Raw genomic sequence first — 16,222 nt, 5'->3', positions numbered from 1 at the left:
GAAGTGCACGTGGCGCACCCGCCGCTCACGCGAAAGCGCCCGCCCTCCCACGGCGGGGAGGGCGGGCGCTCGCGGATCCCGAACCGGGATCGGAACCGACTACTCGGCAGCGGCCTCGACGGCCGGAGCATCGACCGCCGGAGCCTCAGCCGCGGGAGCGGCCTCCTCCGAAGCCGAAGCCTGCTCGTCGAGCACGGGCTCGAGGGAGAGCTTGCCGCGGTCGTCGACCTTGGTGATCTTCACGAGGATCTTCTGGCCGATCGAGAGCACGTCGTCGACGCTGTCGATGCGCTTGCCGCCGGCGAGCTTGCGCACCTCGCTGATGTGCAGCAGGCCGTCCTTGCCGGGCAGCAGCGAGACGAAGGCGCCGAAGGCGGCGTTCTTCACCACGGTGCCGAGGTACTGCTCGCCCACCTCCGGATTCTGCGGGTTGGCGATCGCGTTGACCTGCGCGCGGGCGGCCTCGGCCGCAGCACCGTCGGTCGCGCCGATCAGCACGGTGCCGTCGTCCTCGATCGAGATGTCGGCGCCGGTCTCGTCCTGGATGCCGTTGATCGTCTTGCCCTTCGGGCCGATCAGCTCGCCGATCTTGTCGACCGGGATCTGCACGCTGATGATGCGCGGCGCGGTGGGCGCCATCTCATCGGGGGCGTCGATCGCCTGCGACAGCACGTCGAGAATGGTGGTGCGCGCCTCCTTCGCCTGCGACAGCGCGCCCGCGAGCACGTCGGAGGGAATGCCGTCGAGCTTGGTGTCGAGCTGCAGCGCGGTCACGAACTCGGAGGTGCCTGCGACCTTGAAGTCCATGTCGCCCAGCGCGTCCTCGGCGCCCAGGATGTCGGTGAGGGTCGCATAGCGGGTCTCGCCGTCGACCTCGTCGGACACGAGCCCCATCGCGATGCCCGCGACGGGTGCGCGCAGCGGCACGCCGGCGTTGAGCAGCGACAGCGTCGAGGCGCACACCGAGCCCATCGAGGTGGAGCCGTTCGAGCCCAGCGCCTCGCTGACCTGGCGGATCGCGTAGGGGAACTCCTCGCGGCTCGGCAGCACCGGCACGAGCGCCCGCTCGGCCAGGAAGCCGTGGCCGATCTCGCGGCGCTTCGGGCTGCCGACGCGGCCGGTCTCACCCGTCGAGTAGGGCGGGAAGTTGTAATGGTGCATGTAGCGCTTGCTGGTCGTGGGCGACAGCGAGTCGATCTGCTGCTCCATCTTCAGCATGTTCAGCGTGGAGACGCCGAGGATCTGGGTCTCGCCGCGCTGGAAGATGGCCGAGCCGTGCACGCGCGGGATCACCTGGACCTCGGCGTCGAGCGCGCGGATGTCGCGCAGGCCGCGGCCGTCGATGCGGGCGCCCTCGGAGAGGATGCGACCGCGCACGATCTTCTTGGTGACCGACTTGTAGGCGCCCGAGACCTGGCCCTCGGCCTCCGCCGGGAGCTCGCCCGCGGCGACCCTGGCCGCGACGGCCTCCTTGACGCGCGCCTTCAGCGCGTCGTCGGCGTCCTGACGCGCGACCTTGTCGGCGATCTGGTAGATGCCGGCGAGCTCGCCCTCGGCGAGGGCCTCGACGGCGGCGTACACATCGTCGGAGTAGGGCAGGAACACGGGGTACTCCTGCACCTCCTTGGCCGACTGCGCGGCGAGCTGCTCCTGCGCCTTCACCAGCTGGGTGAGGAAGGGCTTGGCGGCCTCGAGGCCCTGTGCCACGACGGCCTCGTCGGGCTTGGTCGCGCCGGCCCTGATGAGGTCCCACGACCCCTCGGTGGCCTCGGCCTCGACCATCATGATGGCGACATCCTCGGAGCCGTCGGCCTTCGCGATCACGCGGCCCGCGACCATCAGGTCGAAGACGGCCTCCTTGAGCTGCGCCTCGTTGGGGAACGCGACCCACTGGTCGCCGATGAGCGCGAGGCGCACGCCGGCGATGGGGCCGGAGAAGGGCAGGCCCGAGATCTGGGTCGACGCCGAGGCGGCGTTGATCGCGAGCGCGTCGTAGAACTCGCCCGGTGCGATCGACAGCACGGTGACGACGATCTGCACCTCGTTGCGCAGGCCGTCGACGAACGACGGGCGCAGCGGGCGGTCGATGAGGCGGCAGACGAGGATCGCCTCGGTCGAGGGGCGGCCCTCGCGGCGGAAGAACGAGCCGGGGATCTTGCCCGCGGCGTACGCGCGCTCCTCGACGTCGACGGTCAGCGGGAAGAAGTCGAAGTGGTCCTTCGGCTGCTTGGATGCGCTGGTGGCCGAGAGGAGCATCGTCTCCTCGTCGAGGTACGCGGCGACGGCGCCCTGCGCCTGCTGCGCGAGGCGGCCGGCCTCGAAGCGGATGGTGCGCTTGCCGAACCTGCCGTTGTCGAGCACGGCCTCGGCGAATTTGATCTCAGGACCCTCCACGGGTTCTCCTTCACATACGTGAGCACGCGGCGGGCAGCTCGAGGCTCCGCGAACGTTCGCCGCAGCCGCGGGTGCTGATGTTCAGTCGAAGACCACTCTGCGCGGCCGAAGCGGGCAGAGGGATCCACCACCGAAGACCAGCCCGCCGGCCGACGTGCTCGGTTCAATCGTTGACGCGGGCAGACGCCCGCTCCCCCAAGATTACCACTCGCGCTCCGAGAAGATGCGGGGCCCGGGTTCTAGGCGGAATCGCAACGCCTCGGATGTGCGCGTTCAGATCACCGCCGAGAGGTATTGCGCTTCGTCCGCGCATTTCCGCAGCGCGGCGAAGCGTCGGCGCGGCGGCAGACCGCTGGGGCCCGCCGCCGCGCCGACGAGGCCGGACAAGACCCGCTCAGGCCTTCGCGTTCCAGAACGCGGGAAGCTCGGTGAGATCCGGGATCTCGAAGTAGGGCTGGTAGAAGTCGCTGCCCGTGAGGTGGTAGCGGTTCACCCAGATGCGGCGCACGCCGTACTTCTTCGCGGGGATGATGTCGTAGTCCCAGCCCTGCGCGACGTGCGTCACGAGGCTCCGGTCGCGGTCGATCGTCTCGAACAGGTACTCGAAGGCGCCGTCGTTCGGCTTGTACCAGCCCGCGTCCTCGGCGGTGAGCACATAGTCGAAGTCAACGCCGATGGTCTCGATGTGGTGGGGGATGAAGTCGCGATCCGAGTTCGTGATGATCGCGAGTTGCACGCCCTTCTCCTTGAGCTCGCGCAGGGCCTGCGGCACCTCGGGGAACACCGGGAACTTCTTCGCGTCCTCCACGAGCTGGTCGCCGAACGCATCCTCGTAGCGGGCGCCGTGCAGCTTCATGGCGTTCTCGAGCGTCTTGCGCACCAGGTCCTGATAGCTGGTGTACGGTCCCTGCGCCACGGCGTAGAAGCGCATGACGCGAAGGTTGTCGAGGAAGCCGGCGTGGTCGATGCCGACCTCGTCGAGACGGTCCTCGACGATCGGCAGCGCCGCGCGGTTCAGGTCGAAGTCGATCAGCGTCCGGTAGCAGTCGAACGTGGCGATCGGGGTGTTCTTGCTCATTCTCTTTCCTTTGTTTCGGTTCGTGAGGTGCGGTGGGCGGTCGGAGATCAGGGGATCGGCGAGTCGTGCGAGGCGACGACCGCGTTGTGGGTGGTCTCACCGGTCTCGACGTCGGTGATCGAGAACGCCGGCTGAGCGTCGGCGAGGAATCCGAGGTCGATGGCGGTCTCGCCCGTGAGCACCAGCTGCGCGCCGAGCTCGCCGAGCGCGGGGGCCATCTTGAAGCCGTGACCCGAGAACCCGCCGAGCACCACGGTGTTGGTGCGGCCCTCGGGCACTCCCATGAACTCGTGCATGGTGCGGGTGTAGCTCTCGATGAACGTCTCGATGCGAACGGGGTTCGGTCGCAGACCGGGCAGCAGATCCCGCAGGATCCACGAGAATCGCTCCACCTCGGCCTGCGCGTCGGCGTGGGTCAGCGCGCGCGGCGCCCGATCCGGATCGCCGACGGGCAGGTGGTCGTTGAACCCGAGCCCGAGCTTCACCAGGCGCTGGTCCTCGTTCGGGATCCCGTAGCAGTAGCCGGGCGCGGCCCGCATGAACGGGGGGAGCTCCCGCAGGCCGTCGTCATCGCGGCCGGCGTACCAGGCCGACGTGAGCCGGCGAGCGACGATCCAGTTCTTCAGCTCAGGTACGAGCTTCGTGGTCCAGCCGCCGCAGGCCACGACGACGCGGTCGAACTCCCGCCGCTCGCCCGAGGCCAGGACCAGCCGCACCCCGTTTGCTGTCTCCTCCACGCCGCTCACCTGAGTCGAGGCGTTGACGAGAGCACCGTTCGCGCCGGCCTGCTCCACCGCGACTGCGATCGACAGCTCGGGCGAGATCACGCCGCCGCCGACATCCCAGACGCCGATGTCGTCGTTCGTCACGGAGAACTGAGGGAAGCGCCGGCGGAGCGCCGCCGTGTCGAGCACTTCGTGCTCGACGTCCCACCCCCGCGCCGCCGAGATCGCGTGCCGGACCTGCACGTTCGATTCGCCGCCGATGAGCAGTACCCCGCCCATCCGGCGCAACCGCTGCCGGCCGAGACCCTCCAACTCGCGCCAGATCTCGTCGGAGCGCTTGATGATGGGCAGGTACCCCCCGGTCGTCAACTCGAGGTTGCGAAAGAGCCGCCCCTCCCCGCCGGCGCCCGCACGGGGATGCCCGATGTAGCCGCTCTCGAATCCGTGCGCCTCGACGCCCGCCCGTCGGCTGAGCTGCCAGAGGACCTGGGCGCCGATGGCGCCCAGACCGACGACTGCGATCTTCATTGCTTCACTCATCTCCCATGATTTCCGTTTTCAGGTATGCGGTAGCCGGGCCATCGTCTCGATCGCGCGGGATCGGAACGTGTCCGCGCGTCGCGTGCACCGCTAGCGGACGACCTTCAGCCGCTCCTCCACGTTCGACACGATCCGCGAACAGGCGATCGCGATCACGGCGTAGATGACGCCCGCGAGCGCCAGAACGTTGAAGTACTGGAACGTGATCGCGCCGATCGAGAACGCCCGGTTCGTGAGTTCGCTCACGCCGATGGCGTAGGCGAGCGAGCTGGACTGGAAGGCCATGATCAGCAGCGACATCAGCGGCCCCAGCACGGCGCGGAGCGCCTGCGGCAGCACGACGTGGAAGAAGCCCTTGACCGGCGTGATGCCGAGGCTAGCGAAGGCCTCCCTCTGCCCGGCCCCCACGTGCAGAATGCCCGCGCGGAAGACCTCGCTCGAATAGGCGGCCTGGTTGAGACCGTGCGCGATGACCATCGTCACGAAGCCGCTGAGGGTGATCCCGGTGCTCGGCAGGCCGAAGTACAACAGGTAGATCACCGCGAGCAGCGGGATGCCCCGGAAGATCTCGACGATGACGATGAAGACGTTGCGCACGACGCGGCTCTTCTGCTGCGAACCGAGCAGTCCGAACACGAGTCCGAGCGGAAACCCGACCGCCGCGACGCAACCGGTCAGAGCGAGGGAGACGACGAGACCGCCAAGCAGATCCGGCAGCCATTCGATCCACTGTTCGAACATCATACGGTCACAACCTTCGCTCGGATCTTGCGGTCGACGTAGCGCGACAAGAAGGACAGCGGGATGCCGACGATCAGGTACAGCACGGCCGCGATCGAGAAGACCAGCACCGCCGGTGTTCCGCGCGAGACCTCCTGCTGCGCCATGAAGATGATGTCGGCCACTCCGATGATCGACGCCTTGGCGCTGTCCTTCAGCAGGCTGACCGCGTAGGAGGCAGAGGGCGGCAACGCGATGTTGACCGCCTGCGGCGCGACGATTCTCCAGAACTGGTTCCCTGAGGTGAGGCCGAGCGCCATGGCGGCCTCACGCTGCCCGCGGTGCACGTTGTCGATCCCGGCCCGGAAATTCTCGGCGAGATACGCCGCCGAGATGAGGCTCAGGCCGACCAGAGCAGCTTGAAGAGGATCCAGCACGAGGACCGGGCTGATGCCGTAGTAGATGATGAGCAGCCACACGAGCGGCGGGATGCCGCGGCAGATGTCGATCACGGCGATGGCGGGCCAGCGCAAGACCGTCGCGCCCGAGGACCGCGCCAGCGCGAGTGGGACCGCCACGACGGCGCCCGCGACGAACGAGACCACCGTCAGGAGAACCGTGATGCCGAGGCCTGCGCCGACGCTCGTGAACAGGCCTCCGAGGTCGAAGCCGCTCATCTATTCAGCACCGCCTGCAGGAAGGTCTTCGTACGCTCCTGCGTCGGGTTCTTGAACAGTTGCTGGGGCGTACCCTCCTCGAGGATGCGGCCCTGGTCGAGCAGCAGCACGCGGTCGGCAACCCGCTCCGCGAACTTCATCTCGTGGGTCACGACGATCATCGTCATGCCGCCCTCGGCCAGTTCGCGCATCACTTTGAGCACCTCGTCCGCGATCTCGGGGTCGAGGGCCGAGGTGGGCTCGTCGAAGAGCATGACCTCGGGATCGAGCGCGAGCGCGCGAGCGATGGCGATGCGCTGCTGCTGGCCGCCCGAGCACTGGGAGGGTTTGGCCGCCCCCTTGTCGGGCAGCCCGACCTGGCCGAGAAGTCTCAGCGCATACTCCTCGGCCTCGGCCGTCGAGCGCCGCCCGTTGAGCCTCTGCGCGAGAACGATGTTCTTCAGGACGCTGAGATGCGGGAACAGATTGAAGCTCTGGAACACCATGCCGACGCGCCGGCGGAGAGCCACCAGTTCGTCCTTGCCCGGCTTGAGCGGATCCGCGAAGACCTCCTGTCCTTCGAGCCTCAGCCCCCCGCTCGTGGGGCGCTCGAGGTAGTTGAGGCAGCGCAGGAAGGTGCTCTTGCCGGCACCGCTCGGGCCGATGAGCGCGATCACCTCGCCCTGGTGGACGTCGAGGGAGACGCCCTTCAGCACGTCGTCGCCCCCGTAGGACTTCGTGATCGTATCCGCCTGGAGAATAATCCTGTTGCTGGACGTGTCCATCTTCGGCAGCTCCCCTCGACGGTTCCTCAGGAATCGCTCTGCACGATGAACTGCGGATCGAGCCCGTACTTCTCGAACTGCTTCTTCATCTCCCCCGAGTCCTGGTAGTCCTTGAGCACGGTGTTGACCGCGTCGCGCAGATCGGTGCTCCCCTTCTTCACCAGCACCACGGCAAGCGCGTCCTGCTGGGTGTGCGGCAGACGCTTGTCCGGAGTCATCGTGTTGAGCGTCAGATCCTGGTACTGATCCTGCGTCGCGATGCGCCACGAGTTGGCGTGGTTGTTGACGATGCCGGCGTCGATGCGGCCCGCCTTCACGTCGTCCATGACCGCGACGTCGGACTGGTACTCGACGACGCTGTCGCCGTAGAGCGCCTTCAGCTGGTCATTCCAGAGGTAGCCCTGCGGAGTACCGATCTTTTTCCCCATCAGGGAGTCGACAGTATTCCAGTCCTCGCCCCTGGTGACGATGCCCATCAGGCTGCGGTACATCGGATCGCTGACCTCGAACAGCTTCCGGCGCTCGTCGTTGACCGTCCAGTTGGCCGACGAGAGATCCCCGCGGTTGTTCTGCAGCCCCTCGATCGCTCCCGCGAACGACGTCACCTGCACGTCGAGCTGGAGGCACAGGTCCTTGGCGATCTTCTGCACCAGTTCGCCCTCGACGCCCGTGAGCTTTCCGCCCTCCATCGTCGCGAACGGCGGGTGCTCGACCTCGAGCACCTTCAGCTTTCCCGGGTTCATCGTCTGCACATCGGCGACGACCGGCGTGCAGCTCTCGTCGATCGCCGCTGTTCCGCTACCGCCGGCGGCGGAACAGCCGGTGACCAGGAGCGCAAACGCGGCCAGTACGGCCCCGAACGCGACGGGCCCGCGCTTTTTACGATTGCGGAAGGTTTCAATTGCCATGGGATCCTCGATTCAGCTTGTGATCGTCGTTGATTACGCCGGCCTCGGCTTCGAGCGCGAATGAGGAAACCAGGTCAGCTGCGTCACAATTAGGTTATATTAGGAGGATACGTTCATGCAAGAGATAATAAATGGAGGATTTGTTCAGGTGACGTCGAGGAAAAGCGAGAAGGAGTTCGATGAGCTCGACCTCGGAATCCTGACGGCGCTGCGCACCGACGGCCGCGCTCCGTGGCCGAAGATCGCGGCGGAGGTCGGCAGTTCGACGAGCACCGTGCGCCGCCGGTACGAGTCCCTGCAGCAACGGGGGCTCATCCGCGTGATCGGCCGCACCGAGGTCGCCCGCCTCGGCTTCGGCCCTCCCGCCATGGTGAAGTTCCGCGGTCGGGACGCGATGCTCCCCGAGTTCCTCAAGAGTCTGCAGCAGAACTCCCACGTGCGGTACCTGAGCTTCACCCTCGGCACCGCCGACTGCCTCGCCGAAATCGTGCCGCGGACGCTGCCCTCGCTTCAGGATGTGCTCTGGGCCATCAGGCAGGACTTCGAGGTCGAGTCGGAGAGCTACGTCGTCACGCACACCTACACCTCGGGGCAGGACTGGCTCCCGGATAGCGCCGAGCGGAAGATCGACACGAGTACTCGCACCTCGGACGTCGAGCTGTCGTTGGACGAGCGCAGGGTGCTCGGAGCCCTGCTGCGCGATGGCCGCGCGTCCTACTCCTCGATCGCCGCCGCGATCCAGAAGTCGGAGAACACCGCCCGACGCATCATGGAGAGCCTGTTCGAGCGCGAGATCGCCTCGCTCCGCGTGCTCGTCGAGCCGGAGATGCTCGGATTTCAGGCGAAGTTCTGGGCCTGGATCGACATCAAGCCGTCGCACCTCCCCGAGGCTGCCGGACTCCTCGCAGCGAATCCCGCGACCAAGACGCTCTTCGCATCGGCCGGGAGCAGCAACCTCGTGGGGCAGTTCGTCCTGCCGAGGCACACCGAGGTCTACGCCTTCATGGTCGACGTGCTCGGCGAGCTGCCGGGCGTCCGGAACGCCGAGACGCTCCTCGAGTCAGCCGTCTACAAGCGGGTGTGGAACCTGGTGGAGGACAACACCTACCGCGGGGTGGCCGGCCCGGACTGGCTGTTCGGGTCGCTGATCTGAGGACGCCCCGGCCGCTCCGCGCGCGACGACGGCCTTCGGCTTCACTGCGCCTCCGCTCGAACGCTCCGGGCTCATGAGCCTCTCCCGGAGAGGCGGATCTCGAGGAAGCGCTGAGCCGAATTCAGGTGCGCCCGCCAGGCTGCCTCGATCTGCGGAATCGTGCCACGCCCGTCGAGCAGCTCGAAGAGCTCCTCGTGCTCCCGGTACAGCGCTTCGCCTCCCGAGTACTGCTCCTTCAGCAGCGCGATCAGCAGCCTCATCTCGCTCACGATGCCGGCGAAGTAGGAGCGCAGCCGCGGGGATCCCGCGGCATCGACCACGGCGCTGTGGAACGCGACGTCGGCCTGCGCGATGCGCGACCAGTCCGCCCCGCTTCCGCGGAGATCGGAGAACCCCTGCAGCGCATCGGCGATACGGTGCAGCGGCAGGTTTTCCTCCCGGATCCTCCTGATCGATTCGAGCTCGATGAGCCGGCGCACGCCGTACAGGTCGCGCACCTCCTCCGGGTCGAAGGACCGCACGCGCGCGCTGAACCCCGGGGGTCTGATGAGCACCCCCTCCGCAATCAACTGCTGCACGGCGAGCCGGGCGGTCGGTCGCGCGATCCCGTACGCGCTCGCGACCCGGGTGTCCTTGATCTCCTCGCCGGCCGCGTAGTCGCCCGCGAAGAGGCTGTCTCGCAGCCGGTTGGCGGCCGCGGAGACGACCGATACGGTCTCCAGCGGATCATGATTCGTCACAGCGTCCTCCCGCAGCTCCCTCGGCCGAGCCTACCGATCCTCGCCGCTCGGCCCGCTCGCGTCTCCGCGATCGAGCATGATCGCGAGGTGCTCGCTCCCCCGCTCCGGATCGATCTGCGAAACCTGCATCGCGCAGCCGAAGCCGTCCGTCAGCACTGCCGCTCCGCCTCCGCCGCGCTCGAGAGCGGGGATGATGGAGTGCTCGGCGACCTTCATCGACATGTCGAAGTGCTCCGCTTCGAAGCCGAAGTTACCGGCGACGCCACAGCAGGACGACGACTCGACGACCTCGGAGACGCCCCATCTGCTCAGCACCCGGCGCTGCGTCGCGGAACCGAACACGGCATGCTCATGGCAGTGCGTCTGCACCACGGCGCGCTCCGGCGGCGCGGTGTCCGGGCGCCAGCCGCGCATCATCGCCTCGTCGACCGCGAGCGAGAAAGAGCGGACTCGCGAGGCGACCCTGCGGGCGGCCTCGCCCGCGACCACCTTCGGTCCGTCGTCGCGGATCGCGGCGGCGCAGCTGGGCTCGAGCACCACGATATCGCGCTCGGAGCCGTCGTCGAGCCGATCCACGAGTCGCGACAGGCGCTTCGCGGCGGCGTCCCGCTGACCGGTCGAGGTCCAGGTGAGTCCGCAGCACGCGTCCGCCGTGCAGCCGACCGTCGCGCCGGAGGACTGCAGGACACGGCTCGCCGCCGGAATGACCTCGGGTCTGAACGCCCTCGTGAAGCTGTCCACGAAGATGAGCACGTCGGCCTGGGCGGTCGGGGTGAAGCCGGCCTCGCGCACCCGTCTCATGAACTCGGCGTGCGGCTTGAACGCCGGCATCCGCCGGCGGGCGCTCACCCCGAGCTTCTCACCGATCCAGCGCAGCGGAGAGATCCTCGTTCCGAGGTTCGCGAGCCCGCTGATCCGCGTGATGAGCGGGAGCCAGCGCGGCAGCCAGCCGATCGTGTAGTGCGTGAATGGGCGCGGCCTGCCGCGGTAGTGATCCTGCATCAGCTCCGACTTCGCCTCGGCCATGTCCACTCCCGTGGGGCAGTCGGTCGAACACGCCTTGCACGACAGACAGAGGTCGAGCGCCTCGCGCACCTCGGCGGTGCCCCATCCGCCGGCGCTGCTCCCCTGCGCGCGGACCAGCTCCTGCAGCACGCGCGCGCGCCCGCGCGTGGAGTCCTTCTCGTCCATGGTCGCCCGGTAGCTCGGGCACATGAACCCGCCCGTCGTCGAGCGGCAGCGCCCGACGCCGATGCAGGCGTGCGTCTCCCCGACGAAGATGCCGAGGTGCCGGCTCCCGATACCGCCGGCCGGAGCCGCCGCGGAGTCGGGAGCCGGCATGCCCTGCAGCGCCAGATGCTCCGTGTAGGGCGCCGGGTCGACGATGATCCCGGGGTTCAACAGGTTCTGAGGATCCCACACCCGCTTGAACGCCTTGAACACGCCGACCATCTCGTCCGAGTACATCACGTCGAGCAGGCCGCCGCGAGCGCGGCCGTCGCCGTGCTCCCCCGAGAGCGAACCGCCGTGCGCCACCACCAGCTCCGCCGCATCGCGCATGAACGCTTCGAAGGTTCGGCGTCCCTCGTCGCTCCGCAGATCGAAATCGACCCGCATGTGCACGCAGCCCGCCCCGAAGTGGCCGTACATCGACGCCGAGTACCCGTGGCGGTCGATGAGCGGCAGCAGCTCCGCCAGGTAGCCGGCGAGCCTCTCGGGGGCGACCGCGGAATCCTCCCAGCCCGGCCAGGTCTGCGCTCCGTCGACGCGCTTCGACGAGAGGCCGGCGCCGTCCTCGCGCACGCGCCAGAGCTTCGCGCGCTCCACCGGCTCCGTGACGACGATCTGGTCGACGACCCGGCCGTTCCGGCGGAGCCGTCCGAGCAGCGTCTCGCAGCGCTCGGCCGCGGCGTCGATCGTGTCGGCGGAGAACTCGACCATCACGTACGCCCGGCCCTGCGGCAGCGAGCGCACGCTGTCGGGCCCCCGCCGATGCCGCATGATGTCGACGATCGAGGAGTCGAGCCCCTCGATCGCGCTGGGCTTCACCTCGAGCATCGTCATGACGTCGCGGGCCGAATCCACCGTCGAACCGTATCCGATGCACAGCAGCGCCGTCGGGCCCGGCTTCACGACCAGTCGTACTCTGGCCCGCAGGATCACCGCGCACGTCCCCTCGCTTCCGGCGAGCGCCCGCGCGACGTCGAACCCGTTCTCGGGCAGGAGATGCCCGAGGTGGTAGCCGGACACCTGGCGAGGGATGGTCTGCAGCTCGGTGCGGAGACTCGCGAGATGCGCGTGAGCGAGCGCTTCGAGCTCGTCGTTGATCTCCCGCGCCCGACGGGTCGACCGGTCATCTTCGCCGTCGACCGCTCGCACTCCCCCGGCCGCGGCGATGAGATGCGCGCCGTCGATCGTCAGCAGCTCGACCTCTTGCACATGGTGCGACGTGCGGCCGTACTCGACCGAGTGATTGCCGCAGGCGTCATTGCCGATCGAGCCGCCGACGGTCGCACGCGTGTGCGACGAGGGATCCGGGGCGAAGGTCAGTCTGCCCGAGGTGGCCCGCTCGACGTGCGAGCGCAGCTCGCTGAGGACCACACCGGCGTCGACCCAGACCGAACCGCCCTCCACGTCGATCTCGTCGATCGCGCGAAGCCGACGCGAGAGGTCGACGATCGCGCCCGCGCCCACGGCGTTGCCGGCCATCGAGGTGCCTCCGCCGCGCGTGGTCACCGGGATCCGCGCATCGGCGCAGAGAGCCAGTGCGTCCCTCGTCTCCCGCACCGTGCGCGGGAACACCACGAATTCGGGGCGCACCCGGTAGTTCGACGCGTCGTAGGAGTACTCCCGCCGTCGGCGCTCGGAGGCGTCGACGTCGATCCCCGCCTCGGCGAGACGGCGCAGCAGCGCCTGGGCCGGTTCGTCCACCGGCGCACTCATCAGTGCCGTCTGCGACATTCCGTCTGCCTCTCTCTCGTGTCCGCGAGTGCGGGCGTGCGGTGGCTGGTGCCGGGCTCGGGCCCGCGCGGCGCCGGGTGACGGTGTGCGCGGTAACCGGTACGAGTCAGGAGTTCGGAATGAAGGTGTACTTGTACTCCAGGAACTCGTCGATCCCCAGCACACCGCCCTCGCGACCGAGGCCCGAGGCTTTCACGCCCCCGAGCGGCGCCGCGGCGTCGGAGATGATGCCCGAGTTGATCCCCACCATCCCGACCTCGAGGCGCTGCGAGACGCGCATGGCCCGGGCGAGGCTCTCGGTCATGAGGTAGCCGGCGAGACCGTACTCGGTGTCATTGGCGACCGCCACGGCGTCGTCCTCGTCGTCGAACGCGACGATCGCGGCGACGGGCCCGAAGATCTCCTCGGACATCAGGCGGGCATCGCGCGTCACGTCGGCGAGCACGGTGGGCGGGTAGAACGAGCCGGCGCCCTCGGGCAGGGCGCCGCCGGTGACGATTCTGGCCCCCTTGGCGACCGCGTCGTTGACGAGGCCCTGAATGCGCTCGCAGCTCGCCCGGTCGATCATCGGGCCGAGGTCGGTCCTCTCGTCCAGGCCGTCGCCGAGCCTCAGCGCGGAGAACCGTTCTCCCAGCCGCTCCGCGAACTCCCCGGCGATCTCGCGCTGCACGAGAATGCGGTTCGCGGCGGTGCACGCCTCGCCCATGTTGCGCAGTTTCGCGGCGGTGACCTCGGTCAGCGCGCTGTCGATGTCGGCGTCTCCGAACAAGATGAACGGGGCGTTGCCGCCGAGCTCGAGCGAGGTGCGGATCATGTGCTCGGAGCACTGCCCGTGCAGCAGGCTGCCCACGCGGGTCGAGCCCGTGAACGAGAGGTGGCGGACCTTGCCCTCTGCGAGGATCGGCGCGGTGAGCGCGCTCGACGCCGAGGTCGTCACGACGTTGAGGGCGCCTGCGGGGATCCCGGCCCGCTGGAAGAGCCGCGCGAGGAAGAGCATAGTGAGCGGTGTCTTCTCGGCGGGCTTCACCACCACGGCGCAACCGGTCGCGATCGCGGGCGCGATCTTGCGGGCCCCCATCGCGAGGGGGAAATTCCAGGGGGTGATCAGCAGCGAGACGCCCACGGGCTCCCGGGACAGCACGATCTGGCCGCGACCGCTCGGCGCCTGGCTGTGCGAGCCCTGTACTCGCACGCCCTCCTGCGCGTACCAGTGGAGGTAGGCGGCCGAGTAGTCGACCTCGCCGCAGGCCTCGACGAAGGGCTTGCCCATCTCCGCGGTCATGATCGCCGCGAGCTCCTCCTTCGCCTCGAGCAGCAGCGCGTGCGCGCGGATCAGGATCTCCGAACGCTCCTGCGGGGACATCGCGGCGAAGGCCTCCTGGGCTGCGACCGCCGCCTCCACCGCGCGCCGCCCGTCCTCGGCGCTCGCGTCGGCGATCTCGGCGAGCACCTCGTCGGTGGCCGGGTTGCTCACCACGATCCGCGGGTTGTCGGGCAGGTCCTCCCACTCGCCACCGATGAATACGCCCCTCGGGACGTTCGAGAGATCGAGTCGCGCCATTGCCAGGGGTTCCCTTCGTGCCGTATCACCGCTCGTGGACGACCGGTGCGCAGCGAACTTCGCGCGGCGATTAACTGTATAACAGTTATGCAACCCGAGCAACTCCGCCCGCCGGCCTGCCGATACCGCGCGTGGCGGTTGAGGCGGCCCCACGCGACTCGGGGTGCCGGGCCGTGCGAGACGGGAGCGGTTCGGGGTCATCGACGGGCTGGCCATCCGCCGCGGGGCCTCCAGGCGAGACCCGTTCAGCCAGGAGCAGTGCGGACCGTCGAGCGGCATCAGGGGGAGGCCCGGCACCCGTGCCTCCCCGCGGAGAGCTCCTACAGCGCGTCGACGTCGATCGTGACGAGCTTCTCGGCGCCGATCGCGCCGCGCAGCGCGCCGATGATCGACTCCTCGACCGGCGCGTCGACCGAGAGCACTGAGAGCGCGGTGCCCTGCTTCTCGTCGCGCGCGATCTGCAGGCCGGCGATGTTCACGCCCGCCTCCCCGAGAATGCCGCCGTAGGTCGCGACGATGCCGGGGCGGTCGGTGTAGCTGAACACGATGAGATGCTCCGGGATGGGCAGCTCGACCTCGTAGCCGTTGACCTCGACGATCTTCTCGATCTGCTTGGGGCCGGTGAGGGTGCCCGAGACCGAGACCCGGGTGCCGTCGGTGAGCGATCCGCGGATGGTGACGACGTTGCGGTAGCTCTCGGAGACCGCGTCGACGCTGAAGCGCACCTCGACGTCGCGCTGCTCGGCGAGGAGGGGCGCGTTGACGTAGGAGACGGGATCGCTGACCACCCTGGAGAAGATGCCCTTGAGCGCGGCGAGGCGCAGCGCCTCCACATTGCGCTCCGACAGCTCGCCGTGCACCTCGATGTCGAGGGACGCGAGCGGCCCGTCGGCCAGTCCGGCGAAGACCTGGCCCAGCTTCTCGGTGAGCGGCAGGCCAGGGCGCACGTACTCGTCGATCACACCGCCGGCCACGTTCACGGCGTCCGGCACGAGGTCGCCCGCGAGCGCGAGTCGCACCGACTTGGCGACCGAGACGCCGGCCTTCTCCTGGGCCTCCTCGGTGGAGGCGCCGAGGTGCGGCGTCACGTTGACGTTCGGCAGGCCGGTGAGCGAGGTGTCGGCCGGCGGCTCCTGCACGAACACGTCGAGCGCCGCGCCGGCGATCTCCCCCTTCGAGAGCGCGTCGGCGAGAGCGGCCTCGTCGATCAGGCCGCCGCGTGCGACGTTGACGACGTAGGCGGTGCTCTTCATGGCCCTGAGCTGCTCCGCACCGACCATGCCGAGCGTCTCGGGCGTGCGGGGCATGTGGATCGTGAGGAAGTCGACGCGCTCGACGAGCTCATCGAGGGTGACGAGCTGCACGCCGAGCTGCTGCGCACGGGCGGCCGTCACATAGGGGTCGTACGCGACGAGTTCGACGCCGAAGCCGCGCAGGCGCTCGGCCACGAGCGCGCCGATGCGGCCGAGGCCGACGATGCCCACGGTCTTCTCGTAGAGCTCCACTCCCGTGAACGAGGAGCGCTTCCACTCCCCCGCCGAGAGCGAGGCGTGCGCGCGGGGCACGCGCCGCGCGAGCCCGAGGATGTGCGCCACCGTGAGCTCGGCCGCGCTGATGATGTTGGAGGTGGGGGCGTTGACCACCATGACGCCGGCCTGCGTGGCCGCCTTGATATCGACGTTGTCGAGCCCCACCCCGGCGCGGGCGACGACCTTCAGCCTCGGCGCCCAGCTCAGCGCCTCGGCATCGATCTGCGTGGCGGAGCGCACGAGCACGGCGTCGGCGGTCGCGAGCGCCGAGCGCAGCGCGTCGCGATCGGTACCGTCGACGTGCACCACCTCGAAGTCGGGGCCGAGCGCGGCGATGGTGGCGGGCGAGAGTTGTTCGGCGATCAGCACGACCGGCGCAGACATCAAGCGTTTCCTTCGGAGTCGGCGGCAAAAACGACCCGGCGCACGGCACCGGGCTTCCAGTCTATCGCGCGGCGCGATCCCGGGCGTT

At 68.8% G+C, this 16,222-nt stretch carries 12 protein-coding genes; 1 reads left to right on the top strand and 11 read right to left on the bottom strand.

What is annotated here, in order from left to right; genetic code table 11:
* Window positions 1-99: 99 nt before the first annotated feature.
* The 7 genes from D1J51_RS01595 to D1J51_RS01565 all read right to left on the bottom strand — a co-directional run bounded on the left by D1J51_RS01595 (window position 100) and on the right by D1J51_RS01565 (window position 7,806).
* Complete coding sequence (locus tag D1J51_RS01595; protein ID WP_119073409.1) at window positions 100-2,394, bottom strand: polyribonucleotide nucleotidyltransferase; 2,295 nt, start codon at window positions 2,392-2,394, stop codon at window positions 100-102.
* Between the two features lie 394 nt (window positions 2,395-2,788).
* Window positions 2,789-3,472 carry a haloacid dehalogenase type II gene (locus D1J51_RS01590; protein WP_119073408.1) on the bottom strand — a complete coding sequence of 228 codons (684 nt, stop codon included), beginning with the start codon at window positions 3,470-3,472 and terminating at the stop codon, window positions 2,789-2,791.
* A 47-nt stretch (window positions 3,473-3,519) separates the two neighbouring features.
* A complete protein-coding gene (locus D1J51_RS01585) occupies window positions 3,520-4,725 on the bottom strand; it encodes an FAD-dependent oxidoreductase (RefSeq protein WP_162903605.1) in 1,206 nt (401 codons plus the stop codon).
* Window positions 4,726-4,827: 102 nt separating this feature from the next.
* Window positions 4,828-5,481, bottom strand: a complete 654-nt coding sequence (locus D1J51_RS01580) for an amino acid ABC transporter permease (RefSeq protein WP_119073406.1) — start codon at window positions 5,479-5,481, stop codon at window positions 4,828-4,830.
* The gene (locus D1J51_RS01575) at window positions 5,478-6,134 is read right to left on the bottom strand and encodes an amino acid ABC transporter permease (protein ID WP_119073405.1); all 657 of its coding nucleotides are present in this window, start codon (window positions 6,132-6,134) and stop codon (window positions 5,478-5,480) included. The genes D1J51_RS01580 and D1J51_RS01575 overlap by 4 nt, the downstream gene beginning before the upstream one ends.
* On the bottom strand, window positions 6,131-6,898 hold the full coding sequence (locus D1J51_RS01570) for an amino acid ABC transporter ATP-binding protein (protein ID WP_119073404.1): 768 nt from the start codon (window positions 6,896-6,898) through the stop codon (window positions 6,131-6,133). The genes D1J51_RS01575 and D1J51_RS01570 overlap by 4 nt, the downstream gene beginning before the upstream one ends.
* Window positions 6,899-6,924: 26 nt before the next feature.
* Window positions 6,925-7,806, bottom strand: a complete 882-nt coding sequence (locus D1J51_RS01565; RefSeq protein WP_119073403.1) for a substrate-binding periplasmic protein — start codon at window positions 7,804-7,806, stop codon at window positions 6,925-6,927.
* A 148-nt stretch (window positions 7,807-7,954) separates the two neighbouring features.
* Here D1J51_RS01565 and D1J51_RS01560 point away from each other — a divergent pair, with 148 nt between their 5' ends.
* Window positions 7,955-8,959 (top strand): Lrp/AsnC family transcriptional regulator, encoded by a 1,005-nt coding sequence (locus D1J51_RS01560; RefSeq protein ID WP_162903604.1) that lies wholly within the window; start codon window positions 7,955-7,957, stop codon window positions 8,957-8,959.
* A 71-nt stretch (window positions 8,960-9,030) separates the two neighbouring features.
* Here D1J51_RS01560 and D1J51_RS01555 read toward each other — a convergent pair whose 3' ends face one another.
* The 4 genes from D1J51_RS01555 to serA all read right to left on the bottom strand — a co-directional run bounded on the left by D1J51_RS01555 (window position 9,031) and on the right by serA (window position 16,134).
* Window positions 9,031-9,699 carry a GntR family transcriptional regulator gene (locus D1J51_RS01555; protein ID WP_119073401.1) on the bottom strand — a complete coding sequence of 223 codons (669 nt, stop codon included), beginning with the start codon at window positions 9,697-9,699 and terminating at the stop codon, window positions 9,031-9,033.
* Window positions 9,700-9,729: 30 nt separating this feature from the next.
* On the bottom strand, window positions 9,730-12,660 hold the full coding sequence (locus tag D1J51_RS01550; protein ID WP_119073400.1) for an FAD-binding and (Fe-S)-binding domain-containing protein: 2,931 nt from the start codon (window positions 12,658-12,660) through the stop codon (window positions 9,730-9,732).
* A gap of 106 nt (window positions 12,661-12,766) precedes the next feature.
* Window positions 12,767-14,221: an NAD-dependent succinate-semialdehyde dehydrogenase gene (locus D1J51_RS01545; protein WP_119073399.1), complete on the bottom strand. Its 1,455-nt coding sequence runs from the start codon at window positions 14,219-14,221 to the stop codon at window positions 12,767-12,769.
* Window positions 14,222-14,541: 320 nt separating this feature from the next.
* Complete coding sequence (gene serA / locus D1J51_RS01540; RefSeq protein WP_119073398.1) at window positions 14,542-16,134, bottom strand: phosphoglycerate dehydrogenase; 1,593 nt, start codon at window positions 16,132-16,134, stop codon at window positions 14,542-14,544.
* Window positions 16,135-16,222: the final 88 nt, after the last annotated feature.

The sequence above is a fragment of the Leucobacter sp. wl10 genome, assembly GCF_003569785.1.
In the GTDB taxonomy this organism is placed as follows: Bacteria; Actinomycetota; Actinomycetes; order Actinomycetales; family Microbacteriaceae; genus Leucobacter.
This window is presented reverse-complemented; position numbering and strand designations above follow the sequence as displayed.

What these genes read in the sequence shown, in the direction of transcription:
- D1J51_RS01585 (WP_162903605.1), bottom strand. Translation starts at nt 4,725, where the DNA reads ATGAAGATCGCAGTCGTCGGTCTGGGCGCCATCGGCGCCCAGGTCCTC.
- serA (WP_119073398.1), bottom strand. Translation starts at nt 16,134, where the DNA reads ATGTCTGCGCCGGTCGTGCTGATCGCCGAACAACTCTCGCCCGCCACC.
- D1J51_RS01550 (WP_119073400.1), bottom strand. Translation starts at nt 12,660, where the DNA reads ATGTCGCAGACGGCACTGATGAGTGCGCCGGTGGACGAACCGGCCCAG.
- D1J51_RS01580 (WP_119073406.1), bottom strand. Translation starts at nt 5,481, where the DNA reads ATGATGTTCGAACAGTGGATCGAATGGCTGCCGGATCTGCTTGGCGGT.
- D1J51_RS01575 (WP_119073405.1), bottom strand. Translation starts at nt 6,134, where the DNA reads ATGAGCGGCTTCGACCTCGGAGGCCTGTTCACGAGCGTCGGCGCAGGC.
- D1J51_RS01590 (WP_119073408.1), bottom strand. Translation starts at nt 3,472, where the DNA reads ATGAGCAAGAACACCCCGATCGCCACGTTCGACTGCTACCGGACGCTG.
- D1J51_RS01570 (WP_119073404.1), bottom strand. Translation starts at nt 6,898, where the DNA reads ATGGACACGTCCAGCAACAGGATTATTCTCCAGGCGGATACGATCACG.
- D1J51_RS01545 (WP_119073399.1), bottom strand. Translation starts at nt 14,221, where the DNA reads ATGGCGCGACTCGATCTCTCGAACGTCCCGAGGGGCGTATTCATCGGT.
- D1J51_RS01565 (WP_119073403.1), bottom strand. Translation starts at nt 7,806, where the DNA reads ATGGCAATTGAAACCTTCCGCAATCGTAAAAAGCGCGGGCCCGTCGCG.